At 53.5% G+C, this 24533-nt stretch carries 21 protein-coding genes; 13 read left to right on the top strand and 8 right to left on the bottom strand.

Annotation, left to right across the window (positions count from 1 at the left end):
• Nucleotides 1-27: 27 nt before the first annotated feature.
• Nucleotides 28-1308, bottom strand: a complete 1281-nt coding sequence (hemL, locus tag ACI2I2_RS21085) for a glutamate-1-semialdehyde 2,1-aminomutase (protein ID WP_404659755.1) — start codon at nt 1306-1308, stop codon at nt 28-30.
• A gap of 179 nt (nt 1309-1487) precedes the next feature.
• Between hemL and clcA the strand changes: the two genes are divergently transcribed.
• Both clcA and erpA read left to right on the top strand, forming a co-directional pair.
• On the top strand, nt 1488-2906 hold the full coding sequence (gene clcA, locus ACI2I2_RS21080) for a H(+)/Cl(-) exchange transporter ClcA (RefSeq protein ID WP_404659754.1): 1419 nt from the start codon (nt 1488-1490) through the stop codon (nt 2904-2906).
• Nucleotides 2907-2986: 80 nt separating this feature from the next.
• Entirely contained in the window at nt 2987-3331 is a 345-nt protein-coding gene (gene erpA / locus ACI2I2_RS21075; protein ID WP_330984846.1) for an iron-sulfur cluster insertion protein ErpA, read from the top strand.
• Nucleotides 3332-3404: 73 nt separating this feature from the next.
• Here erpA and ACI2I2_RS21070 read toward each other — a convergent pair whose 3' ends face one another.
• The 3 genes from ACI2I2_RS21070 to mtnN are packed head-to-tail and all read right to left on the bottom strand — an operon-like array spanning nt 3405 to nt 5534.
• Complete coding sequence (locus ACI2I2_RS21070; RefSeq protein ID WP_330984847.1) at nt 3405-4028, bottom strand: TRIC cation channel family protein; 624 nt, start codon at nt 4026-4028, stop codon at nt 3405-3407.
• Between the two features lie 14 nt (nt 4029-4042).
• Entirely contained in the window at nt 4043-4843 is an 801-nt protein-coding gene (btuF, locus tag ACI2I2_RS21065; RefSeq protein ID WP_404659753.1) for a vitamin B12 ABC transporter substrate-binding protein BtuF, read from the bottom strand.
• Entirely contained in the window at nt 4836-5534 is a 699-nt protein-coding gene (mtnN, locus tag ACI2I2_RS21060; protein WP_330984849.1) for a 5'-methylthioadenosine/S-adenosylhomocysteine nucleosidase, read from the bottom strand. The genes btuF and mtnN overlap by 8 nt, the downstream gene beginning before the upstream one ends.
• 74 nt (nt 5535-5608) lie before the next feature.
• On the opposite strand from mtnN, the gene dgt reads away from it, so the two are divergent.
• Entirely contained in the window at nt 5609-7123 is a 1515-nt protein-coding gene (dgt, locus tag ACI2I2_RS21055) for a dGTPase (RefSeq protein WP_404659752.1), read from the top strand.
• Between the two features lie 139 nt (nt 7124-7262).
• Nucleotides 7263-8702, top strand: coding sequence for a serine endoprotease DegP (gene degP / locus ACI2I2_RS21050; RefSeq protein ID WP_404659751.1), 1440 nt, complete (start codon nt 7263-7265; stop codon nt 8700-8702).
• Nucleotides 8703-8890: 188 nt separating this feature from the next.
• Here the strand turns inward: degP and ACI2I2_RS21045 are convergent, their stop codons facing one another.
• The 4 genes from ACI2I2_RS21045 to map form a co-directional block, all read right to left on the bottom strand.
• Nucleotides 8891-9280 carry a DUF3461 family protein gene (locus ACI2I2_RS21045; protein ID WP_154159731.1) on the bottom strand — a complete coding sequence of 130 codons (390 nt, stop codon included), beginning with the start codon at nt 9278-9280 and terminating at the stop codon, nt 8891-8893.
• Between the two features lie 111 nt (nt 9281-9391).
• Nucleotides 9392-10216 carry a 2,3,4,5-tetrahydropyridine-2,6-dicarboxylate N-succinyltransferase gene (gene dapD, locus ACI2I2_RS21040; RefSeq protein ID WP_330984852.1) on the bottom strand — a complete coding sequence of 275 codons (825 nt, stop codon included), beginning with the start codon at nt 10214-10216 and terminating at the stop codon, nt 9392-9394.
• A 30-nt stretch (nt 10217-10246) separates the two neighbouring features.
• Nucleotides 10247-12910 (bottom strand): bifunctional uridylyltransferase/uridylyl-removing protein GlnD, encoded by a 2664-nt coding sequence (gene glnD / locus ACI2I2_RS21035; RefSeq protein WP_404659750.1) that lies wholly within the window; start codon nt 12908-12910, stop codon nt 10247-10249.
• Between the two features lie 169 nt (nt 12911-13079).
• Nucleotides 13080-13874: a type I methionyl aminopeptidase gene (gene map / locus ACI2I2_RS21030; protein WP_404659749.1), complete on the bottom strand. Its 795-nt coding sequence runs from the start codon at nt 13872-13874 to the stop codon at nt 13080-13082.
• 324 nt (nt 13875-14198) lie between these two features.
• On the opposite strand from map, the gene rpsB reads away from it, so the two are divergent.
• From rpsB to bamA, 9 genes are all read left to right on the top strand, one after another.
• Nucleotides 14199-14924: a 30S ribosomal protein S2 gene (rpsB, locus tag ACI2I2_RS21025; RefSeq protein ID WP_330984855.1), complete on the top strand. Its 726-nt coding sequence runs from the start codon at nt 14199-14201 to the stop codon at nt 14922-14924.
• A 118-nt stretch (nt 14925-15042) separates the two neighbouring features.
• Nucleotides 15043-15894, top strand: a complete 852-nt coding sequence (gene tsf, locus ACI2I2_RS21020; protein ID WP_404659748.1) for a translation elongation factor Ts — start codon at nt 15043-15045, stop codon at nt 15892-15894.
• A 147-nt stretch (nt 15895-16041) separates the two neighbouring features.
• A complete protein-coding gene (gene pyrH, locus ACI2I2_RS21015; RefSeq protein ID WP_312626222.1) occupies nt 16042-16767 on the top strand; it encodes a UMP kinase in 726 nt (241 codons plus the stop codon).
• Between the two features lie 285 nt (nt 16768-17052).
• Complete coding sequence (gene frr, locus ACI2I2_RS21010) at nt 17053-17610, top strand: ribosome recycling factor (RefSeq protein WP_330984858.1); 558 nt, start codon at nt 17053-17055, stop codon at nt 17608-17610.
• A gap of 90 nt (nt 17611-17700) precedes the next feature.
• On the top strand, nt 17701-18897 hold the full coding sequence (gene ispC / locus ACI2I2_RS21005) for a 1-deoxy-D-xylulose-5-phosphate reductoisomerase (protein WP_404659747.1): 1197 nt from the start codon (nt 17701-17703) through the stop codon (nt 18895-18897).
• A 185-nt stretch (nt 18898-19082) separates the two neighbouring features.
• Nucleotides 19083-19841, top strand: a complete 759-nt coding sequence (gene ispU / locus ACI2I2_RS21000) for a (2E,6E)-farnesyl-diphosphate-specific ditrans,polycis-undecaprenyl-diphosphate synthase (RefSeq protein ID WP_404659746.1) — start codon at nt 19083-19085, stop codon at nt 19839-19841.
• A 12-nt stretch (nt 19842-19853) separates the two neighbouring features.
• Nucleotides 19854-20711, top strand: coding sequence for a phosphatidate cytidylyltransferase (gene cdsA / locus ACI2I2_RS20995; protein ID WP_404659745.1), 858 nt, complete (start codon nt 19854-19856; stop codon nt 20709-20711).
• An 11-nt stretch (nt 20712-20722) separates the two neighbouring features.
• A complete protein-coding gene (gene rseP / locus ACI2I2_RS20990) occupies nt 20723-22075 on the top strand; it encodes a sigma E protease regulator RseP (protein WP_404659744.1) in 1353 nt (450 codons plus the stop codon).
• Nucleotides 22076-22105: 30 nt separating this feature from the next.
• A complete protein-coding gene (gene bamA, locus ACI2I2_RS20985; RefSeq protein WP_404659743.1) occupies nt 22106-24505 on the top strand; it encodes an outer membrane protein assembly factor BamA in 2400 nt (799 codons plus the stop codon).
• Nucleotides 24506-24533 lie beyond the last annotated feature (28 nt).

The following is a 24533-nucleotide window of genomic DNA, read 5'->3' as shown; positions in this document are numbered from 1 at the left end:
CAAGCGTCAGCGCCGCCCGGCACAAGCTTACAACTTAGCAAACACCTTACGCGCCGCATCGATAGTCTTATTGATATCGTCTTTGCTGTGCGCCACGGACATGAAGCCGGCTTCGAAGGCGGAGGGGGCCAGATAAACCCCTTCTTCCAGCATCAGATGGAAGAAGCGCTTGAAGCGTTCCACGTCGCACTTCACCACATCCTGATAGCAGTTCACGGTTTTGGCCTCGGTGAAGAAAATACCGAACATGCCGCCGACGTTATTCACCACCAGTGGAATGCCGGTTTCGCGTGCTGCGTTCAGCAGGCCGTCTGCCAGTTGATTGGTCAGGCTGGTCAGGGTTTCGTGAATGCCTGGCTGTGCCACTTCTGTCAGACAGGCAAAACCTGCCGCCATGGCAATCGGGTTGCCGGACAGTGTGCCTGCCTGATAAACCGGGCCTGTTGGTGCCAGCGCATCCATCACTTCGCGACGGCCGCCAAAGGCACCGACTGGCATACCGCCGCCGATGATTTTGCCAAGGCAGGTCAGGTCAGGCACTACGTTGTAGTGATCCTGAGCACCAGCCAGCGCGACGCGGAAACCGGTCATCACTTCATCAATGATGAACAGCGCGCCGAATTCGTCGCACAGCGCACGCAGGCCTGGCAGGAAGTCTGGCTCTGGCAGAATGCAGTTCATGTTGCCCGCGACCGGTTCAACGATGATGCAGGCAATCTCTTGCGGATATTGCTCGAACGCTTCGCGAACAGAAGCCAGATCGTTATAGGTGCAGGTCAGGGTATGTTTGGCGAAATCAGCCGGAACGCCCGGAGAGTTTGGCTGACCGAGGGTCAGGGCACCAGAACCGGCTTTCACCAGCAGGCAGTCGGCGTGGCCGTGGTAGCACCCTTCGAATTTGATGATTTTGTCGCGTCCGGTGAAGCCGCGAGCCAAACGAATGGCGCTCATGGTGGCTTCGGTGCCGGAGTTCACCATGCGCACCATATCCATGGTGGGCACCAGTTCAGTCACCAGTTCCGCCATTTTGACTTCCATTTCAGTCGGCGCACCGAAACTTAAGCCGCGGGATGCTGCTTCAATCACCGCATTGCGGATGGACGGATGGTTGTGCCCCAACACCATCGGGCCCCAGGAACCGACATAGTCGATATAAGCTTTGCCGTCGACATCATACAAGTACGCGCCGTCTGCACGTTCAACAAACAGCGGAGTGCCGCCAACGCCGGTAAAAGCACGGACTGGCGAATTGACGCCGCCGGGGATCAGTTCGCGCGCAGCGCTGTAGAGATTCTCAGATTTACTCATTGCCAGGTTCCTGGTTCGTAGAAAGCTTGTTAGCCGACTATTCTAAGGTATTCCCTGAACGTTATGAAAGTTTTGCCCAATTGAAACAATCCAATAATGAGGGAATTTTTAGGCGACGTGCTGCCCGTGGGTGGTTACAATGCGCTCTGCCATTTGTATTACCAATAATTGATTAAGGCATGAAAGCAGAATCTCCCTCTTTTGAAGCACAGCAAATCGTTCGTCTGCGTCGCGGAGATGCAGTCCGTCGTCTGGTCCACAGAGACAAAACCCCGTTAGCCATTCTCCTGATGGCCGCCGTGGTCGGCACCCTTGCTGGCCTGATTGGCGTGGCTTTTGAGAAGGCTGTGAACTGGGTGCAGAACGTGCGCATTGGCTCGCTGGTGCAGGTCGCCGATCACTGGTTCCTGGTCTGGCCGCTGGCGTTTATCTTCTCCGGCCTGCTGGCGATGGTGGGCTATTATCTGGTGCGCCGCTTTGCGCCGGAAGCCGGTGGCTCGGGCATTCCTGAAATTGAAGGGGCGCTGGAAGAATTACGTCCTGTGCGCTGGTGGCGCGTGATCCCGGTGAAATTTATCGGCGGCATGGGAACGCTGGGCGCAGGCATGGTGCTTGGGCGTGAAGGGCCAACGGTTCAGCTCGGCGGCAATGTCGGGCGCATGGTGCTGGACATCTTCCGTCTGCGTACGGCTGAAGCCCGCCACACTCTGTTAGCGACCGGTGCCGCGGCGGGTTTGGCTGCCGCTTTTAACGCACCACTGGCAGGCATCCTCTTTATCCTCGAAGAGATGCGTCCACAGTTCCGCTACAACCTGATTTCCATCAAAGCCGTGTTTATCGGCGTCATCATGTCGAGCGTGGTGTTTCGTGTCTTTAATGGCGAAACCGCGGTTATCGAAGTGGGCAAACTTGCCGATGCGCCGGTTAACACGCTTTGGCTGTATCTGATTTTGGGCATGGTGTTTGGCTGTGTCGGACCGCTGTTTAACGGCCTGGTGATCCGCACCCAGGATATGTTCCAGCGCATTCATGGCGGCGATATCAAAAAGTGGGTGTTGATTGGCGGCCTGCTCGGCGGTATCTGCGGCGTGCTTGGCTTGATTGAACCCGAAGCAGCAGGCGGCGGTTTTAACCTTATCCCGATTGCAGCTGCCGGAAATTATACCGTCGGTCTGTTGATGTTTATCTTCATCGCCCGAGTCATTACCACACTGCTGTGTTTCTCTTCCGGTGCGCCGGGTGGCATTTTCGCCCCTATGCTGGCGCTGGGAACACTGTTAGGCACAGCCTATGGCATGGCGGCTTCGGCCTGGTTCCCGGCTTATCATCTGGAAGCCGGGACGTTTGCGATTGCGGGGATGGGCGCGCTGTTTGCCGCCTCAGTGCGAGCGCCACTGACCGGCATCGTGCTGGTACTGGAAATGACGGACAACTATCAGCTCATTTTGCCAATGATTATCACCTGCCTTGGCGCAACACTGTTGGCTCAGTTCCTGGGTGGCAAACCGCTTTACTCGACGATCCTTTCCCGCACGCTGGCGAAGCAGGAAGCGGAGAAGGCCGAAAAAGAGAAGCCGCCGATCGGGGAGAATACTTGAACGATTTAGTCGGGTATTGGATAATGGCTTAAAAGATCTGGTGAGACTTTGACCAGACTTCGCAATAACTGGAGCATAAAATGAGTGATGACGTAGCGCTGCCTCTGCAGTTTACTGACGCGGCCGCCAGCAAAGTAAAAAACCTGATCGCGGATGAAGACAATCCGAACCTGAAGTTGCGCGTCTATATCACCGGCGGTGGCTGCAGCGGATTCCAGTACGGCTTTACCTTTGACGATCAGATCAACGAAGGCGACATGACCATTGAGAAACAGGGCGTTGGCCTGGTGGTTGACCCGATGAGCCTGCAGTATCTGGTGGGTGGTTCAGTGGATTACACCGAAGGGCTGGAAGGTTCACGCTTTATCGTGACCAACCCGAATGCGAAAAGCACCTGCGGGTGTGGGTCATCGTTTAGCGTTTAATTTGGCATGAATGCCCGGTGGCGGCTTCGCCTTACCGGACCTACAAACGGCAACCTCGGTTGCCGTTTTGCTTTTACCTTCCGCTTTCATCCAGCGCAAACGTAGGCAACTTAAGGTGCCAGCGTATTGCCGCCAGCCTTATCACCAGCGTCACTAGCATGCCGAACATCGCGGAGTTTTCCAGCGAGACGTTGAAGGTATAGTGGGCGGTGGCGTGAACGATGCCGCCAATGATGCATGCAGTGGCGTAAATTTCGGTACGCAGGATCATGGGAATTTCGCGTGCCAGCACATCCCGAATAATCCCGCCGCCAACGCCGGTGATCACGCCCATGCAGATAGCCACCATCGGGCCTGTCCCGGCAATAAACGCTTTGTTGACCCCGATACCCACAAACACAGCCAGGCCAACCGCATCCAGCACTGGCAAGATCCATTTCGGTAAACGCCGTGGCTGGCGCACCAACAGGATAGTCAACATGCTGGTGATCATCGCCACCACCAAATCGGTGGGATCTTTTACCCAGAATACCGGTCCGTGGGCTAGCGCCATATCACGAATGGTTCCGCCCCCGACAGCGGTGACCACACCCAGGACGAGGACGCCAAAAGGGTCCATCCGAAGTTTTCCGGCCAGCAAGACGCCGGAGATAGCAAAGACGGCTGTACCCACAATATCCAGCCAATAGACAAGCATTGATGCGTTTCCCGTTAATTGACCTGCGCAAGCGTTGTGCAGAGTTGTTTGGCGGCGAGGATAATACGCGGGGAGGCGCGTTCAAACCAGTCGCTGTTGAGCGGAATTACCGGAATGTTGAGCTGATCACCCCAGTACACTCTTATTGAGGACACTTCTTTATCGGTGCCTGCGGTGATAATCGCTTGTGGCTGGCGGGCAATGACCTGTTCCCGGCTCACCTGAGGCCAGGGGACACGGCTGTTGGCAAAGATGTTTTCCCCACCGCAGGCCTCAATCACTTCATTCTGTATTGAGTCTTTATTACTGGTGAACAGCGGGTTAGTGCCGAATTGCAGGAAGACCGTTTTTTTTGTCGTTTGCGCATAGCGTTGTTTGAGCGCGGCGAACTCTTTACGCAGGGTTGCCCCCGCCTGTTTTGCCTGTTCGGGAACAGGGCTCCAGGTCGCTAATTTTTCCAGCGCATCGGCAAGTTGCTCAATGCTGCTGGTGTCCACCCACATCACGTTGATGCCGAGCGAGCTGAGTTGATTGACTTGTCGTTCTGCATTTCCGCCACGCCAGGCCAGCACAACATCGGGCTTCAGCGCCACAATGCGTTCCAGATTCATGCCCTGCCAGCTGGCAACCTGCTCAATATCTTTGGCTTGCGGTGGGTAATCGGAAAAGCTGCTGACCCCGACAGGCGTAATGCCCGCGGCAAATGCCAGTTCCGTATTGGCGGGGGAAAGCGTGATGACTCGCGGCGCGGCTATCAGCCACGCCGGGAACGTCAGTAGCAGGGCAAGAATGCCCTGCAACAGGGGGTTACGCATGGTTCAGTTTCTGCACCAGCGTTTCAACCATCAGGCTGGACTGTTTCGCCGCCACCGCCAGGAACTCGTCAAAGCTCAGGTGAGACTGCTGATCAGCCACATCAGAGATAGCGCGAACGACCACGAAAGGCACCTTGAAGTTATGGCAAACGTGCGCAATGGCGGTGGCTTCCATCTCAACAGCAACGGCCTGAGGGAAGTTGTGGCGGATTTTTGCCAGACCGACGGAGCCATTGATGAACGCGTCACCGCTGACAATCAGGCCGCGTACGGCATTCAGATTCAGCTCTTTAATGCAACTTTCTGCTGCTTCTACCAGTTTTGCATCGGCGGCGAAACCGGCCGGGCAACCCGGAAGCTGGCCATACTCGTAGCCAAATGCGGTGACGTCTGCATCGTGATAGCGTGCTTCATCAGAAACCACGATATCGCCCACTTTCAATGTTGGCGCCAGGCCACCAGCGGAACCTGTGTTGATGATGACATCCGGTTTGCAACGTTCGAGAAGCAGTGCGGCACCCATCGCCGCGGCGACTTTACCGATCCCTGATTTCAGCAGCGCAACGTCAGCGCCGTTCAACTGGCCGGTATAGATTTCACTCCCGCCAACGGTAAGGGTCTGACGGTTCTGGATTTTGTCACGCAGCAGCGTCACTTCTTCTTCCATTGCACCAATAATGCCGATTTTCATAGATTTACTCGCGATGTGATGGGTTTAAAGGCATAGTTTATCACGGAGCACGCATTTCCGGACCGGGAGAGGCTATGGCAACTATTGATTTTCGCACCAAAATAAACTGGCGTCGTCGTTACCGTTCGCCGCAGAACGCGACGACCGAACATGAAATTCTGCGTATTTTCGAAAGCGATCGTGGGCGAATCATCAATTCTCCGGCCATTCGGCGGTTACAGCAGAAAACTCAGGTCTTCCCACTGGAACGCAATGCGGCGGTGCGCACGCGTCTGACCCATTCCATGGAAGTTCAGCAGGTCGGGCGTTACATCGCCAAAGAGGTGCTGAGCCGCCTTAAGCAACAAAAGCTGCTTGATGCTTACGGGCTTGAAGACCTGACCGGGCCGTTTGAAAGCATCGTTGAGATGGCGTGCCTGATGCACGATATCGGCAATCCGCCGTTTGGCCATTTCGGTGAGGCAGCAATCAATGACTGGTTCCGTAAGATGTTGTGGCCTGCGGATGCCGCCAGCCAACCGCTAAGCGAAGACCGTTGCCTGGTTGGCGCGCTGAAGCTGCGTGATGGCGAAGATACACTCAATGAATTGCGTCGCCGTGTGCGTCAGGATCTCTGCCAGTTTGAAGGAAATGCGCAGGGTATTCGCCTGGTCCACACGCTGATGCGCATGAACCTGACCTGGGCACAGGTGGGCTGTATTTTGAAATACACCCGTCCGGCCTGGTGGCGCGGTTCGCCGCCAGAAAGCCACAGCTATTTAATGAAGAAGCCTGGTTATTATTTCGCCGAAGAAGCCTATATTGCGAAGTTACGTAAAGAACTGGATCTGGCACCTTATAGCCGTTATCCATTGACGTGGATTATGGAAGCGGCCGATGACATCTCTTATTGCGTGGCTGACCTCGAAGATGCGGTCGAAAAACGGATCTTCAGCGTGGAGCAACTTTATCAGCACCTTTACGACGCATGGGGCACGCACCAAAAGGGTTCATTGTTTTCTCAAGTGGTCGAAAATGCCTGGGATAAATCTCGATCCAATTCAATGAGCCGCAGTACGGAAGACCAGTTCTTTATGTATTTACGCGTGAATACCTTGAATAAACTGGTGCCTTACGCGGCGCAGCGCTTTATTGATAATCTCCCACAGATATATACGGGAGATTTTAACCATGCGTTGCTGGAAGATGACAGCGATTACAGCCAGCTGCTTGAGTTATATAAGAGCGTGGCGATGAAAGAGGTATTCAGCCATCCGGACGTGGAGCAGCTTGAATTACAAGGTTATCGCGTTATCAGTGGCTTGCTGGAGATTTACCAACCTCTGCTTAAATTATCATTAAGTGATTTTAACGAACTGGTAGATAAAGAACGTCTGCGCCATTTGCCGATTGAAAGTCGTCTGTTCCATAAGCTTTCAACGCGTCACCGGCTGGCCTATGTTGAAGCCATCAATAAAATTCCGCGCGACGCCGCAGAGTATCCGTTGATGGAGTATTATTATCGGTGTCGCCTGATTCAGGACTATATCAGTGGGATGACCGATCTCTATGCCTGGGACGAATACCGTCGGCTGATGGCGGTGGAATAAGGCGAAAGTTTTGTAAAGACGGACAATAATTTTTTACTTTTTCCAGAAACTTGAATCCGGAACTTCGCGCTATAAATCGACTCTGACAGTCACGTACACAGCAATTTTTGCACTATCTGACATATTGAGATGACGAGACATGAAAAAAACCACGTTAGCAATGAGTGCCCTGGCTCTGAGTTTAAGTCTGGCCCTTTCCCCATTATCAGCAAGCGCTGCTGAAACGGCCTCCTCAGCAAACACTGCCCAGCAGATGCCAAGCCTGGCGCCGATGCTGGAAAAAGTGATGCCTTCCGTTGTGAGCATCAACGTGGAAGGGAGCACCACCGTGAATACCCCAAGAATGGGCCGTAACTTCCAGCAGTTCTTTGGCGACAACTCGCCATTCTGCCAGGACGGTTCCCCGTTCCAGAACTCACCGTTCTGTCAGGGCGGGCAGGGTGCTCCTGGCGGTAACGGCGGCGGCAGCCAGCAGGAAAAATTCATGGCGCTGGGTTCCGGCGTGATCATTGATGCAGCCAAAGGCTATGTGGTAACCAACAACCACGTGGTCGACAACGCCAGCACCATTAAAGTTTCCCTGAGCGACGGACGTAAGTTTGACGCGAAAGTGGTGGGCAAAGATCCACGTTCTGATATTGCGCTGATTCAGATTCAGGACCCGAAAAACCTGACTGCGATTAAGATTGCGGACTCTGACGCACTGCGCGTGGGTGACTATACGGTCGCTATCGGTAACCCGTTTGGTCTGGGTGAAACCGTGACTTCCGGTATCGTTTCTGCGCTCGGCCGTAGCGGCCTGAACGTGGAAAACTATGAAAACTTCATCCAGACGGATGCCGCCATCAACCGTGGTAACTCGGGTGGTGCGCTGGTGAACCTCAACGGTGAGCTGATCGGGATTAACACCGCGATCCTCGCACCAGACGGCGGTAACATCGGTATCGGCTTCGCTATCCCGAGCAACATGGTGAAAAGCCTGACCGAGCAGATGGTGAAATACGGCCAGGTGAAACGCGGTGAGCTGGGTATCATGGGCACCGAGCTGAGCTCTGATCTGGCGAAAGCGATGAAAGTCGACGCGCAGCGTGGCGCCTTCGTAAGCCAGGTGATGCCAAACTCTTCTGCGGCTAAAGCCGGTATCAAAGCAGGGGATGTGATTACGTCTCTGAACGGTAAGCCAATCAGCAGCTTCTCCGCACTGCGTGCTCAGGTTGGCACCATGCCAGTTGGCAGCAAAGTAGAGCTGGGTCTGGTACGTGATGGCAAACCGGTGAACGTGACGCTGGAACTGCAGCAAAGCAGCCAGACTCAGGTCGATTCCAATACCATCTTCAACGGTATTGATGGCGCTGAAATGAGCAACAAAGGCGCCGATAAAGGGGTCGTGGTGAATGGCGTGAAAGGCGGCTCACCTGCGGCTCAAATCGGCCTGAAGAAAGGCGATGTGATCATCGGTGCTAACCAGCAGCCCGTGAAGAACATTGCGGATTTACGCAAAATCCTCGACAGCAAACCGTCTGTTCTGGCGCTGAACATTCAGCGTGGCGACAGCACTATCTATCTGCTGATGCAGTAATCATTAGTTTTTGATAACAAGCCCTTCTCCTGTAGAGAGGGGCTTTTTTATGCTTTATTGCCCGGCGGCGCTCCGCTTGCCAGGCCTACAAATTCGATGTGCGACGTAGGCCAGGTGGAGTATAGCCGCCTTGGGACGTAAAAAAGCCGGGTATGACCCGGCCTCGACATAGCTGAACTGACTGCGCGTTATTTATTGCGGGTCAGTTTTTCCAGATCGGATTCAATCTCGCTGATCTTGTTGGCGACCACGCTTTCCAGATGACGCAGATCGTCGAGGATCTTGCGCTTCAGATCCACCTCGGTACGGTCGCGTTTGCACAGTTGATCCAGTTCGTCGATCACGTAGCGCAGATTAGGGCTGATTTCCTGCACTTCTTTGTAGCCCTGGCCCACACCGTCGGCCACCACGGTTTTACGCTGGCGCGGGTATTTAAACTTCACGCTCTTCGCGAAAAACTCGCCCTTATCCTTATGAAAATAGATTTTCAGGATATCGTTGTTGGCTTCCTGCCGGAGGCTGTAACGATCGATTTCATCAGGATTGGTAATGCCCAAACTTTTCAGATTGTCGTACATAGCGGTATCCTTGGATTAAACATAACCTTTGAATAATTAACGAAAAAATCTATTTTCGCCAGCGGCAGAGATAAAAAAAGCGGGGTGGCCCCCGCTTTTCGTTATAGCTGATTAATCGATGGTGCGGAGCAGTTCGTTGATGCCCACTTTACCGCGGGTTTTGGCGTCCACTTTCTTAACGATAACCGCACAGTACAGGCTGTATTTACCGTCTTTGGACGGCAGGTTGCCGGAAACAACCACGGAACCCGCAGGGACGCGACCGTAGAACACTTCGCCGGTTTCACGATCGTAGATTTTGGTGCTCTGGCCGATGTATACGCCCATGGAGATAACGGAACCTTCTTCAACGATAACGCCTTCCACCACTTCGGAACGCGCGCCAATGAAGCAGTTATCTTCGATGATGGTTGGGTTAGCCTGCAGTGGCTCAAGTACGCCGCCGATGCCCACGCCACCGGAGAGGTGAACGTTTTTACCAATCTGCGCGCAGGACCCTACGGTCGCCCAGGTATCCACCATTGAGCCTTCGTCTACGTAGGCACCAATGTTCACATAAGAGGGCATCAGAACGGTGTTACGGGCGATATACGCACCCTGACGAACCGCGGCTGGAGGGACGACACGGAAGCCTTCTTTCTGGAAGCGAGCTTCGTCGTAGTCGGCGAATTTCATCGGCACTTTATCGAAGTAGCGGCTTTCCGCGCCGTCGATAACCTGGTTATCGTTGATACGGAAAGAGAGCAGTACCGCTTTCTTCAGCCACTGATGAGTCACCCACTGGCCGTCAATCTTCTCTGCAACGCGCAGAGCGCCGGAATCCAGCAGGGCAATAACCTGATTTACCGCTTCACGGGTCACGGTATCCACATTCGCCGGAGTGATGTCGGCGCGGCGCTCAAAAGCGGTCTCAATAACGTTCTGTAACTGCTGCATTGTTAAACTCTTTCCATTAAAAAAAACACACTACCCTTTATCGTTTGGATTGAGGGCCGCTGTCAACCGCTGTTGCACTTCCAGCTGCAGCTCATTATTAAGCGCACGCCGGTCGGCTGTCGCGATTATAAATAAATCTTCTACTCGTTCACCAATTGTCGTAATTCTCGCCCCGTGGAGCGAAATACCGAGGTCAGCGAACACCTGGCCTACCCGAGCTAAAAGTCCTGGCTGATCGAGCGCAATCAGTTCGAGGAAGGATTTTCTGTCCGTGTGCGTCGGCAGGAAATTCACTTCGGTATCGACAGTAAAGTGACGAAGTTTTGCTGGCTGACGACGTGGGGCAGGGGGCTGCCATGAACGCTGAGAAATTGCCTGCTCAAGCCCCTGACGAATGGCTTCGTGTCTGTCGTTGGACAGCGGGCTGCCGTCTGGCTCCAGCACAATAAAGGTGTCCATCGCCATGCCGTCTCGCGTGGTGAAGATTTGCGCGTCATGAACGCTGAGGTTGCGCCTGTCGAGCTCCGCACAGACGGCCGCGAACAGGTAAGGACGGTCCGGGCTCCAGATGAAAATTTCCGTGCCGCCACGTGTAGCCTGCGGGCTGAGCAGGATCATCGGCTTCTTCAGGTCGTGCTTCAGAAGATGACGGGCATGCCACGCCAGCTGATTTGGCGTGTGGCGTACGAAGTAGTTTGCCCGGCAGCGCGCCCAAATCTGATGCAGCGCTTCTTCGTCGATATTGTCCATCCGCAGCAGCGCCAGCGCCTGAAGCTGATGGTGACGGACACGCTCGCGCATATCTGGTGTGCTTTGCATGCCACGGCGCAGCTGTTTTTCAGTGGCGAAATAAAGCTCACGCAACAGGCTTTGCTTCCAGCTGTTCCACAACGTTTCGTTGGTCGCGCAGATATCGGCGACGGTCAGACACACCAAATAGCGCAGGCGGTTTTCCGTTTGCACTTCTTCGGCGAACTGTTTGATGACTTCCGGGTCCTGGATATCGCGCCGCTGTGCCGTTACGGACATCAACAGATGGTGGCGCACCAGCCAGGCAACCAGCTGCGTTTCACGGGAATTCAGACCGTGCAGTTCGGCGAATTTCAGGATGTCCTGCGCGCCAAGAATGGAGTGGTCGCCACCACGGCCTTTGGCGATATCGTGGAACAGGGCGGCAATCAGAATCAGTTCAGGATGATTCAGCCGTGGCCACAGTTCGACACACAAAGGATGGCGCGAGCGCGTCTCTTCTTTGGCGAAACTTTCAAGCTTCAGCAGCACCCGAATGGTGTGCTCATCCACGGTATAAGCGTGGAACAAGTCGAATTGCATCTGGCCGACGATATGCGACCACTGCGGCATATAGGCCCACAGCACGCTGTGGCGATGCATGGGGAGCAAGCCGCGACTGACTGCGCCCTGATGGCGTAACATGCTCAGAAACAGTTCTCTCGCTTCAGGAATGTAGCAAAGCGGTTGGCTGAGATGGCGACGTGCATGGCGCAAATGGCGCAGCGTGGTGGAGTAAATGCCCGTAATACTGCTGTTACGCACCATGATGTGGAACATGCGCAGAATCGCCTGCGGTTCGCGCATAAACAGCGAGTCGTCTCGCAGGTCGATGAGCGTGCCACGAAGCTGGAAATCGTCGTCAATGGGTCGCGGTTTTTCATCTTCTGTCAGCGCCAGAATAGCTTCATCAAACAGCTGCAACAGCATCTGGTTTAGCTCGCCCACCCGACGCGTGACGCGGTAAAAATCCTTCATCATCTGCTCAACCGGCTCATTGCCTTCGCCGCTGTAGTTCAGGCGCTGGGCCACATTGAGCTGACGGTCGAACAGCAGGCGGTTGTCGTAGCGGTTAATTTCCAGATGCAGCGCAAAGCGGATGCGCCACAGCAGGTGCAGACATTCGTTCAGCTCGTTGCGTTCTGCTTCGGTCAAGAAGCCAAAGCCCACCATTTCATCCAGCGAGGTGGCACCGAAATGACGACGAGCGACCCATTGCAGGGTGTGGATGTCGCGCAATCCTCCAGGGCTGCTTTTAATATCCGGTTCGAGGTTATAGCTGGTGCCGTGATAGCGCTGGTGGCGTTCGTTTTGCTCTTCTACCTTGGCGGCGAAGAATTTTTCTGAGGGCCAGAAACCCTCACTGAAGATATGTTTCTGCAATTCGAGGAACAGGGCAACGTCGCCAATCAGCAGGCGCGATTCGATCAGGTTCGTGGCGACGGTTAAATCTGAAAGGCCTTCGAGAAGACACTCTTCCAGCGTGCGCACGCTATGACCAACTTCGAGTTTGACGTCCCACAGCAGCGTGAGTAACTCGCCGATTTTCTGTGCCAGTTCGTCGGGCAGTTTTTTGCGACTCAGGATCAACAGGTCGATGTCAGACAGAGGATGCAATTCGCCGCGACCGTAGCCGCCAACCGCAACCAGCGCTGCGTCTTCGACGTCGCCAAAACCGTAGTGCAGCCACAGACGTTGAAGCATCTGATCGATAAATTCCGTACGGGCGGTCATCAGGTCTTCTGCTGAAACACCGCTGTCAAAGGCTTCGCCCAGCCACTGCTGAAACTTGTCGAGATGCGCTTTGATGCTGGCGCAGTTCAGCTCTGAGGCTTCCCAACTCACCGGATAAGCCGGCTGATTTGGCAGAACAGGTAAGGCTGTGTCAGGTAAGGAATTGCTCATCGCGCCACCCATAAGAAAAAACGATTACCCATCAACAAAAAGCCGGCTTGCGCCGGCTATAGGTGATGACTGAATGCATCCTGCGATAATCGCCCGGCGGCACTGCGTTTGCACGGGCCTACAGGATGGAACCGTAGGCCCGGTCAGCATAGCGCCACCGGGCATGAAGTCATTCGTTGTGCGAGATTATCGCCGGGATGGTGTCATCCTTTCTTAGCGTCAGAATTTCGCAGCCGTTATCTGTCACCACAATAGTATGCTCATACTGCGCAGACAAGCTTCTGTCTTTGGTTTTCACCGTCCAGCCGTCTTTCATGGTACGGATGCGGTAGTCACCAGAGTTGACCATCGGCTCGATGGTGAACGTCATCCCGGCTTGCAGCACCACGCCGCCGTCATCGGCATCATAGTGCAGAACCTGCGGCTCTTCATGGAACACACGGCCAATGCCGTGACCACAATATTCACGTACCACAGAAAAACCTTCAGCTTCTGCGAATTTCTGAATCGCCGCACCAAGGGTACGCAGACGAATGCCAGGTTTGACCATACGCAACGCCAGATACAGGCTTTCCTGAGTCACGCGGCACAGACGCTCGCCCAAAATTGTCGGTTTGCCAACGATAAACATCTTCGAGGTGTCGCCGTGGTATTCATCTTTAATCACGGTCACGTCGATGTTGACGATATCGCCTTCTTTCAGCAGTTTTTCGTCATCCGGGATCCCGTGGCAGACCACTTCGTTAATAGAGATACAGACGGATTTTGGGAAACCGTGATAGCCCAGGCAAGCCGAAACGGCTTGCTGCTTGTTGACGATATACTCGTTACAGATACGGTCAAGCTCGCCAGTGCTGACGCCAGGCTTGACGTGCTCTTCAATCATTTCAAGCACTTCGGCGGCCAGACGGCCAGCGACGCGCATTTTTTCAATTTCTTCAGGGGTTTTAATAGAGATCGCCATGAATTCTGTCCATCGGGGCCGATTTTTTCGGCAATACTGGTGTTAAGTGCTGACAATGGTAACAGCCGCTGCTATCGACTGCCAAATTGAGAATCATTAACAGCACTCAGCGCCAACAACTGTTGGTTTCTCTCTGCGTTTTATGGTATAAAGCGCGCCGAACTTCCATTTCCGTTTTGTGTTGCAAGTCGGAACTGGCAGCGACAAATCTCACTTTGTGTAAATAACACACACGTATCGGCACATATGCCGGGGTGCCCTTCGGGGTCGGTTGTATGGGATACGTGGAGGCATAACCCCAACTTTTATATAGAGGTTTTAAACATGGCAACTGTTTCCATGCGCGATATGCTCAAGGCCGGTGTTCACTTTGGTCACCAGACCCGTTACTGGAACCCGAAAATGAAGCCATTCATCTTCGGCGCGCGTAACAAAGTTCACATCATCAACCTTGAGAAAACTGTACCAATGTTCAACGAAGCTCTGGCTGAACTGAACAAGATCTCTTCTCGCAAAGGTAAAATCCTTTTCGTTGGTACCAAGCGCGCTGCAAGCGAAGCGGTAAAAGACGCTGCTCTGAACTGCGACCAGTTCTTCGTGAACCATCGCTGGTTGGGCGGTATGCTGACTAACTGGAAAACCGTTCGTCAGTCCATCAAACGTCTGAAAGACCTGGAAACTCAGTCTCAGGACGGCACCTTCGACAAGCTGACCAAGAAAGAAGCGCTGATGCGTACTCGTGAGCTTGAGAAACTGGAAAACAGCCTGGGCGGTATCAAAGACATGGGCGGCCTGCCGGACGCACTGTTCGTTATCGATGCTGACCACGAGCACATTGCTATCAAAGAAGCGAACAACCTGGGTATCCCAGTATTCTCTATCGTTGATACCAACTCTGATCCAGATGGTGTTGACTTCGTTATCCCTGGTAACGACGATGCAATCCGTGCTGTGACCCTGTACCTGAATGCCGTTGCTCAGACCGTTCGTGAAGGCCGTTCTCAGGATCTGGCTTCTCAGGCGGAAGAAAGCTTCGTAGAAGCTGAATAATAAGGTTTAAGCCCTTATTAGTACCGAGTATGGATAGGGGCCCTCTTAGCGGCCCCTTTTTCACTTTTATAACCGTTTGGCCCTCTGCCGGGCGGTTCACATTTCCGAGGATTTTAGAATGGCCGAAATTACCGCTTCCCTGGTAAAAGAGCTGCGTGAACGTACTGGCGCAGGCATGATGGATTGCAAAAAAGCCCTGACTGAAGCTAACGGCGACATCGAGCTGGCAATCGAAAACATGCGTAAATCTGGTGCGATCAAAGCCGCTAAGAAAGCAGGCAACGTTGCTGCTGACGGCGTGATCATCACTAAGATCGAAGGCAACTACGGTATCATTCTGGAAGTTAACTGCCAGACTGACTTCGTTGCTAAAGACGGCGGTTTCCAGGCCTTTGCTAACAAAGTTCTGGATGCAGCAGTCGCAGGCAAAATCACTGATGTTGAAGTTCTGAAAGCACAGTTCGAAGAAGAGCGTGTTGCCCTGGTTGCTAAAATCGGTGAGAACATCAACATCCGTCGTGTTGCTTCCCTGGAAGGCGACGTTCTGGGTAGCTACCTGCACGGTGCGCGTATCGGCGTTCTGGTTGCGGCAACTGGCGCGAACGAAGAACTGGTTAAGCAGGTTGCCATGCACATTGCAGCGAGCAAGCCAGAATTCGTTAACCCAGAAGACGTGTCTGCTGAAGTGGTAGAGAAAGAATACCAGGTTCAGCTGGACATCGCGATGCAGTCTGGTAAGCCAAAAGAAATCGCAGAGAAAATGGTTGAAGGCCGTATGAAGAAATTCACCGGCGAAGTTTCTCTGACCGGCCAGCCTTTCGTGATGGAACCAAGCAAAACTGTGGGTCAGTTCCTGAAAGAGAACAACGCGACCGTAACTAACTTCATCCGCTTCGAAGTGGGCGAAGGCATCGAGAAAGTTGAGACTGACTTCGCAGCAGAAGTTGCTGCCATGTCCAAGCAGTCTTAATGATGAAAAAGGAGCCGCCTGAGGGCGGCTTCTTTTTGCTCCCATCTTGTGAAAATCAGTCAAGCTCCGATAGGCTTGCACTGGTTAGCGATGGCATAATCGCTGGAAATAACCCATCTCAAACGTTGACAGTCCCAGGAAAGAAATATGGCTACCAATGCAAAACCCGTCTACAAACGTATTCTGCTGAAACTGAGTGGCGAAGCCCTGCAGGGAACTGAAGGCTTCGGTATCGATGCCAGCATTCTCGATCGTATGGCGCAGGAAATTAAAGAACTGGTCGAACTGGGTATCCAGGTTGGCGTGGTGATTGGTGGTGGTAACCTTTTCCGTGGTGCGGGTCTGGCAAAAGCGGGTATGAACCGCGTTGTGGGCGACCACATGGGCATGCTGGCAACCGTCATGAACGGCCTGGCGATGCGCGATGCGCTCCACCGCGCCTATGTGAACGCCCGCCTGATGTCCGCTATTCCCCTGAATGGCGTGTGCGATAACTACAGCTGGGCAGAAGCTATCAGCCTGCTGCGTAATAACCGCGTGGTTATCCTTTCTGCAGGTACCGGCAATCCTTTCTTCACGACCGATTCTGCAGCTTGCCTGCGCGGTATTGAAATTGAAGCCGACGTGGTGCTGAAAGCGACCAAGGTGGATGGCGTGTTTACTGCCGATCCAGCGAAAGATCCTTCTGCCACCATGTACGATCAACTGACCTATGCAGAAGTGCTCGATAAAGAGCTGAAAGTGATGGATTTGGCTGCGTTTACACTGGCTCGTGACCACAAACTGCCGATTCGCGTGTTCAATATGAACAAAGCGGGTGCGCTGCGCCGTGTGGTGATGGGTGAGAAAGAAGGCACCCTGATTACGGAATAATTTCCGTGAATTTACACTTCATCCTTCACGCTGCCTCTGCGTTGGCTGCCTTCCCGAACCCCAGTCACTTACTCAAGTAAGCTCCTGGGGATTCGCTCAGTTGCCGCCTTGATCCAACGTGAATGATTTTGTGTATAAATAAGGGTAAGATTCCGCTTTATTATTGCGATGCTTACCTCGCTGCCCTTTCGGCGGCAAGAATTATACGGGCTATACTTAGCACACTCGCAACCTGGCGGGCGTGCTGTATGGTCAGCCTGAGACAAGATTTCAAGGATTCGTAACGTGATTAACGATATCAGAAAAGATGCTGAAGTACGCATGGACAAGTGCGTTGAGTCATTCAAAACCCAGATCAGCAAAATCCGTACTGGTCGCGCTTCTCCAAGCCTGCTGGACGGCATCATTGTCGAGTACTACGGCACGCCAACTCCGCTGCGTCAGCTGGCAAGCGTGACTGTCGAAGATTCTCGCACCCTGAAAATCAACGTGTTCGATCGCTCTATGAGCCCGGCTGTTGAGAAAGCGATCATGGCCTCTGATCTGGGTCTGAACCCAAGTTCAGCGGGCGCGGATATCCGTGTTCCACTGCCAGCGCTGACCGAAGAACGTCGTAAAGATCTGACCAAGATCGTGCGTGGTGAAGCGGAGCAGGCGCGTGTTGCTGTGCGTAACGTTCGTCGTGACGCCAACGATAAAGTGAAAGCGCTGCTGAAAGAGAAAGAAATCAGTGAAGATGACGATCGTCGTTCTCAGGACGACGTACAGAAGCTGACCGATGCGGCCATCAAGAAAGTGGACGCGGCGCTGGCAGACAAAGAAGCGGAACTGATGCAGTTCTGATTTCTGACGTTATCTGATGAACGCCGTTCAGGAAACCTTCGGTTTTGCTGGCGGCGTTTTGCTTTCCAGACATTCTCTTTCGGATTTTTCATGAAGCATTTAACCGTTCTGGGCTCGACGGGCTCTATCGGCTGCAGCACGCTGGACGTGGTGCGCCATAATCGCGATCTTTTTTCTGTCACTGCGCTGGTGGCGGGTAAAAATGTGGAACGCATGGTCGAGCAGTGCCTGGAGTTCACTCCGCAGTATGCGGTGATGGACGATGCGCAAAGCGCGGCGGCCCTGGTTGTGGCGTTACGCCAGCACGGAAGCCAGACGGAAGTGCTGAGTGGACAGCAGGCAGCCTGTGACGTCGCCGCGCTTGATGATGTCGATCAGGTGATGGCGGCGATTGTTGGCGCAGCTGGGCTGATGCCAACGCTGGCGGCTATCCGCGCTGGAAAAACAATTTTGCTGGCCAATAAAGAGTCTCTCGTCACCTGCGGACGTCTCTTTATGGATGCGGTGAAAGAGAGCGGGGCGCGGCTGTTACCGGTCGACAGCGAACATAATGCGATTTTTCAGAGTTTACCGGAAACAATCCAACATCAGCTGGGTTACGCTGACCTTGGGCAGAATGGCGTTTCGTCGATTCTGCTTACCGGGTCTGGTGGCCCGTTTAGAGAAACGCCACTGTCTGAACTGCGTGATATGACGCCGGATCAGGCCTGTCGTCATCCGAACTGGTCGATGGGACGTAAAATCTCTGTCGACTCCGCCACCATGATGAACAAAGGTCTGGAATACATTGAAGCGCGCTGGCTGTTTAATGCCTCGGTGCAGCAAATGGAAGTGATCATTCATCCGCAGTCGGTTATCCACTCAATGGTGCGTTATCTGGACGGTAGCGTGCTGGCGCAACTGGGTGAACCCGATATGCGTACGCCCATTGCGCATACCATGGCGTGGCCAAATCGCGTCGAATCAGGCGTGAAGCCTCTCGACTTTTGGGCGTTGAGCGATCTTTCCTTTGCGCAGCCAGATTATGAGCGTTATCCCTGCCTGAAGCTGGCGATGGATGCCTCTGATCATGGCCAGGCGGCGACCACGGCGTTAAACGCAGCGAATGAAGTTAGCGTTGAAGCATTTCTGGCATCCCGTATCCGTTTCACGGATATCGCCGTCGTTAACCGGGCAGTGCTTGATGGCTTAACGCTACGTGAGCCGCAGAGCGTGGACGACGTCCTGGAGGTCGATTTGCAGGCCAGAAATGTGGCAAGCCAGCAGGTGACGCGTCTCGCAAGCTGATGATTATCCGCCCATCGGGTGCGGCTACATTTGTTAGCGCTGGGCTTCAGTGTTATAGTCTGCGCCACCGTATACGCTGTAACGACAAAGCGTTATCGGTTGAGCCGTGGTTTAGCACGGCTTTTTTGCGCTAAGCGTCTGTATTCCGGTACTGCTAATTCCTTTGCATGGACTAATAACGCGTTATGTTGTCTGCTAATCAATCAATCAGCGAAAATCTGCCCGCCCACGGCTGTCATCATGTAGCCATTATCATGGACGGCAACGGTCGCTGGGCGAAGAGACAAGGCAAGATCCGAGCCTTCGGTCATAAAGCCGGGGCGAAATCGGTGCGTCGTGCCGTCTCTTTTGCGGCAAATAACGGGATTGAAGCGTTAACGCTTTACGCCTTCAGCAGTGAAAACTGGAATCGGCCAGAGCAGGAAGTCAGTGCGCTGATGGAACTGTTTGTCTGGGCGCTCGACAGCGAAGTGAAAAGTCTGCACAGACACAACGTGCGCTTACGTATTATTGGTGATACCGGCCGGTTTAATGCCCGCTTACAAGAACGTATTCGCAAGGCGGAAGCGCTGACCCAAAATAATACCGGGCTGACGCTGAATATCGCCGCGAATTACGGCGGGCGCTGGGATATCATTCAGGGAGTTCAGCATCTGGCTGCACAGGTTCAGGAAGGGCAACTTCGTCCTGAAGACATCACAGAAGAGCTGCTGAGTCAGCAAATCTGCATGCACGAGCTGGCTCCCGTAGATTTGGTTATTAGGACAGGGGGAGAGCATCGCATCAGTAACTTTCTGCTGTGGCAAATAGCCTATGCCGAACTTTACTTTACGGATGTTCTTTGGCCCGATTTCGATGAACAAGACTTTGAAGGTGCGCTGCATGCCTTTGCCAATCGAGAGCGTCGTTTCGGCGGCACCGAGCCTGGTGGCGACAAAGCCTGATGGGGGTAGCTCTTGCTGAAGTATCGCCTGATTTCTGCTTTTGTTTTAATTCCCGTTGTGATTGCGGCACTGTTTTTATTGCCGCCGGTAGGCTTTGCCATTGTCACCCTGGTGGTGTGCATGCTGGCCGCCTGGGAATGGGGTCAACTAAGCGGTTTTAAATCCCGCTCACAGCGGGTATGGCTGGCGGTGCTTTGCGGTTTGATTCTCGCCGCGATGCTCTTTTGGCTTCCTGAATATCACCACAATGTGCATCAGCCGCTGGTTGAAGGCTCACTTTGGGCTTCTTTGGCCTGGTGGATTGCCGCCTTGCTGCTGGTTCTGTTTTATCCTGGGTCCGCCTCTTTGTGGCGCAACTCAAAAACACTGCGTCTGGTGTTTGGCCTGCTGACCATCATTCCTTTTTTCTGGGGCATGCTGGCACTGCGCGCGTGGCACTATGACGATAATCACTACAGTGGCGCAATCTGGCTGCTCTACATCATGATTTTGGTGTGGGGAGCAGACTCCGGCGCTTATATGTTCGGTAAACTGTTCGGTAAGCATAAACTGGCACCGAAGGTTTCTCCGGGCAAAACCTGGCAAGGCTTTTTCGGCGGGTTACTGACAGCAGCTGTGATTTCTGGGGTTTATGGCCTGTGGGCTAACCTGGATGTCGCACCGTTAACATTGCTGGTTTGCTCGCTGGTCGCTGCGTTGGCGTCTGTGCTGGGTGATTTAACCGAAAGCATGTTTAAGCGTGAAGCCGGCATCAAGGATAGCGGGAATTTAATTCCTGGCCACGGCGGCATTTTGGATCGCATCGATAGCCTGACGGCGGCGGTACCGGTCTTTGCCTGCCTGTTACTTTTAGTCTTCAGGACTCTCTGACGGAAGGGTTTATGCTGAGCATTCTCTGGAATCTGGCGGCATTCATTGTTGCACTGGGTGTGTTAATCACCGTGCATGAATTTGGTCATTTCTGGGTTGCTCGCCGCTGCGGCGTCCGCGTTGAGCGTTTTTCAATTGGATTTGGAAAGACGCTCTGGAGCCGCGTGGATAAACGCGGCACCGAATATGTCATCGCCCTTATTCCTCTCGGCGGTTACGTCAAAATGCTGGATGAACGCGTCGACCCGGTTGCGCCGGAGATGCGTCACTACGCTTTCAATAACAAAACCGTGGGCCAGCGCGCGGCGATCATTGCTGCCGGTCCGGTTGCGAACTTCCTTTTTGCGATTTTTGCCTATTGGCTGGTGTTTATCATCGGCGTCCCGGGCGTTCGGCCCGTAATTGGTGAAATAACGCCCAATTCGATTGCGGCGGCAGCACAAATTGCACCAGGCACGGAACTTAAAGCCGTAGACGGTATCGAAACGCCTGATTGGGATGCTGTGCGTTTGGCGCTGGTCACCAAAATTGGTGATGATCAAACCACTCTCACTGTCGCCCCTTTCGGAAGCCAGCAGCGTCAGGATAAAATTCTGAATCTGCGCCATTGGGCATTTGAGCCAGACAAAGAAGATCCTGTCGCTTCACTGGGGATGCGTCCACGGGGTGCTCAGATTGAACCGGTGATGGCAGAAGTGCAGGCAGACTCTGCTGCACATAAAGCAGGTTTGCAACAGGGCGACAGGATCGTTAAAGTCGATGGTCAGCCGCTGACACAGTGGATGACATTTGTCACACTGGTGCGAGACAATCCCGGTAAGCCATTGCGGCTCGAGATTGACAGACAAGGTAGCCCCTTGTCTTTAACGCTGATACCAGATACAAAACCCGGTAAAGGGAAAGCTGAAGGGTTTGCGGGTGTAGTACCAAAAATTATCCCGCTGCCCGATGAGTACAAGACAGTGCGCCAGTACGGGCCGTTTGCTGCCATCATTCAGGCCACAGATAAAACGTGGCAGTTGATGAAGTTAACGGTTCAGATGCTGGGGAAATTGATAACCGGTGACGTAAAACTGAACAACCTCAGTGGGCCAATTTCGATTGCTCAGGGGGCTGGGATGTCAGCGGAGTTTGGGTTGATTTACTATCTGATGTTCCTTGCGCTCATCAGTGTGAATCTGGGCATCATCAACCTGTTCCCGCTTCCCGTGCTAGACGGGGGTCATCTGCTCTTCCTGGCGATTGAAAAGCTGAAGGGCGGGCCGGTATCCGAGCGAGTTCAAGACTTTAGTTATCGCATTGGCTCAATATTGCTGGTGCTGTTAATGGGGCTTGCACTTTTCAATGATTTCTCTCGGTTGTAGAGAGAGTGTTAGGAAGAACGCATAATAACGATGGCGATGAAAAAGTTGCTCATAGCGTCGCTGCTTTTCGGCAGCGCGACCGTATACGGTGCTGACGGATTCGTAGTGAAGGACATTCATTTCGAAGGCTTGCAGCGAGTCGCTGTTGGTGCGGCCCTCCTCAGCATGCCAGTGCGCCCAGGCGATACGGTCACTGATGAAGACATCAGTAATACCATTCGCGCCCTGTTTGCCACCGGCAACTTCGAGGATGTGCGTGTTCTGCGTGATGGCGATACGTTGTTGGTGCAGGTCAAAGAGCGTCCAACGATTGCCAGCATCACTTTCTCCGGTAACAAATCGGTGAAAGATGACATGCTCAAGCAGAACCTCGAAGCCTCTGGCGTTCGCGTGGGTGAATCCCTCGACCGCACCACTCTCGGTGATATCGAGAAAGGTCTGGAAGACTTCTACTACAGCGTCGGTAAGTACAGCGCCAGCGTCAAAGCTGTCGTGACTCCGCTGCCGCGTAACCGCGTTGACCTGAAACTGGTCTTCCAGGAAGGCGTTTCCGCAAAAATTCAACAGATCAACATCGTCGGTAACCATGCTTTCAGCACCGATGAGCTGATCTCCACCTTCCAGCTGCGTGATGAAGTACCGTGGTGGAACGTGGTGGGCGATCGTAAATACCAGAAACAGAAACTGGCGGGTGACCTTGAAACCCTGCGTAGTTACTACCTGGATCGCGGTTATGCCCGTTTCAATATCGACTCCACGCAGGTCAGCCTGACGCCGGACAAGAAAGGCATCTATATCACCATCAACATCACTGAAGGCGATCAGTACAAGCTGCAGGGCGTTGAAGTGAGCGGGAACCTGGCAGGGCACTCTGCAGAGATTGAGAGCCTGACCAAAGTTGAGCCAGGTGAGCTCTACAACGGTGCCAAAGTGACCAAGATGGAAGATAACATCAAGAAACTTCTTGGCCGTTATGGTTACGCCTATCCGCGCGTACAGTCTCAGCCTGAAATCAATGATGCTGATAAGACCGTTAAGCTGCACGTTAGCGTCGATGCGGGTAACCGTTACTACGTACGTAAAATTCGCTTCGAAGGCAACGACACCTCCAAAGATGCCGTTCTGCGTCGCGAAATGCGTCAGATGGAAGGCGCGTGGCTGGGGAGCGATCTGGTCGATTCCGGTAAAGATCGTCTGAACCGTCTTGGCTACTTTGAAACCGTCGATGTCGACACCCAGCGTGTACCGGGCAGCCCGGATCAGGTTGATGTGGTCTACAAGGTGAAAGAGCGTAATACCGGTAGCTTCAACTTCGGTATCGGTTACGGTACTGAAAGTGGCATCAGCTTCCAGGTTGGCGTGCAGCAGGATAACTGGCTCGGTACCGGTTACTCTGTGGGCATCAACGGGACGAAGAACGATTATCAAACCTACTCCGAGTTTTCTGTGACCAACCCGTACTTTACGGTGGATGGTGTGAGTCTCGGTGGGCGTATCTTCTACAATGACTTTAAAGCGGATGATGCAGACCTCTCCTCGTACACCAACAAGAGTTACGGTGTCGACGGGACGCTGGGCTTCCCAATCAACGAATACAACACCTTGCGTGCTGGTTTAGGATACGTTCACAACGACCTGTCCAACATGCAGCCGCAGGTCGCGATGGACCGTTATCTTGACTCTCTGGGTCAGGGCGACAGTAAAGACGGCTTCTCGGCAGATGACTTCACCTTCAACTACGGTTGGACGTACAACAAACTGGACCGCGGTTTCTTCCCGACGGACGGTTCGCGCGTCAACCTGAACGGTAAGGTGACGATTCCGGGTTCCGATAACGAGTTCTACAAAGTGACTCTGGATACTGCGTCTTACTTCCCGATCGATAACGATCATAAGTGGGTGCTGTTGGGTCGTACTCGTTGGGGCTACGGTGATGGTTTAGGCGGCAAAGAACTGCCGTTCTATGAAAACTTCTATGCCGGTGGTTCAAGCACCGTGCGTGGCTTCCAGTCCAACAACATCGGTCCGAAGGCGGTTTACCTTGGCCCGAACCAGGACAACTGTGGAACCACCAGCACGGGTTACTGTAAGTCTGATGATGCCGTGGGCGGTAACGCCATGGCGGTGGTGAGCGCTGAGCTTATCGTGCCAACGCCGTTTATCAGCGACAAATATGCTAACTCAGTACGTACTTCCGTCTTCTGGGATGCGGGTACCGTTTGGGATACCAACTGGGAAAACACGCCAGCAATGAAAGCCACAGGCGTACCGGATTATGGCGATCCGAGTAACATTCGTATGTCTGCAGGTATCGCATTACAATGGATGTCACCATTGGGGCCGTTGGTCTTCTCCTACGCCCAGCCGTTTAAAAAGTACGATGGAGACAAAGCGGAGCAGTTCCAGTTTAACATTGGTAAAACCTGGTAATTGGTCTGTGCAAAGGAATGCTAGTGCA

This window comes from Scandinavium sp. NPDC088450 (genome assembly GCF_044900545.1).
Classification (GTDB): Bacteria; Pseudomonadota; Gammaproteobacteria; order Enterobacterales; family Enterobacteriaceae; genus Scandinavium.
Note: the sequence above shows the minus strand (reverse complement) of the source record. Positions and strands in the feature narration are given on the sequence as shown.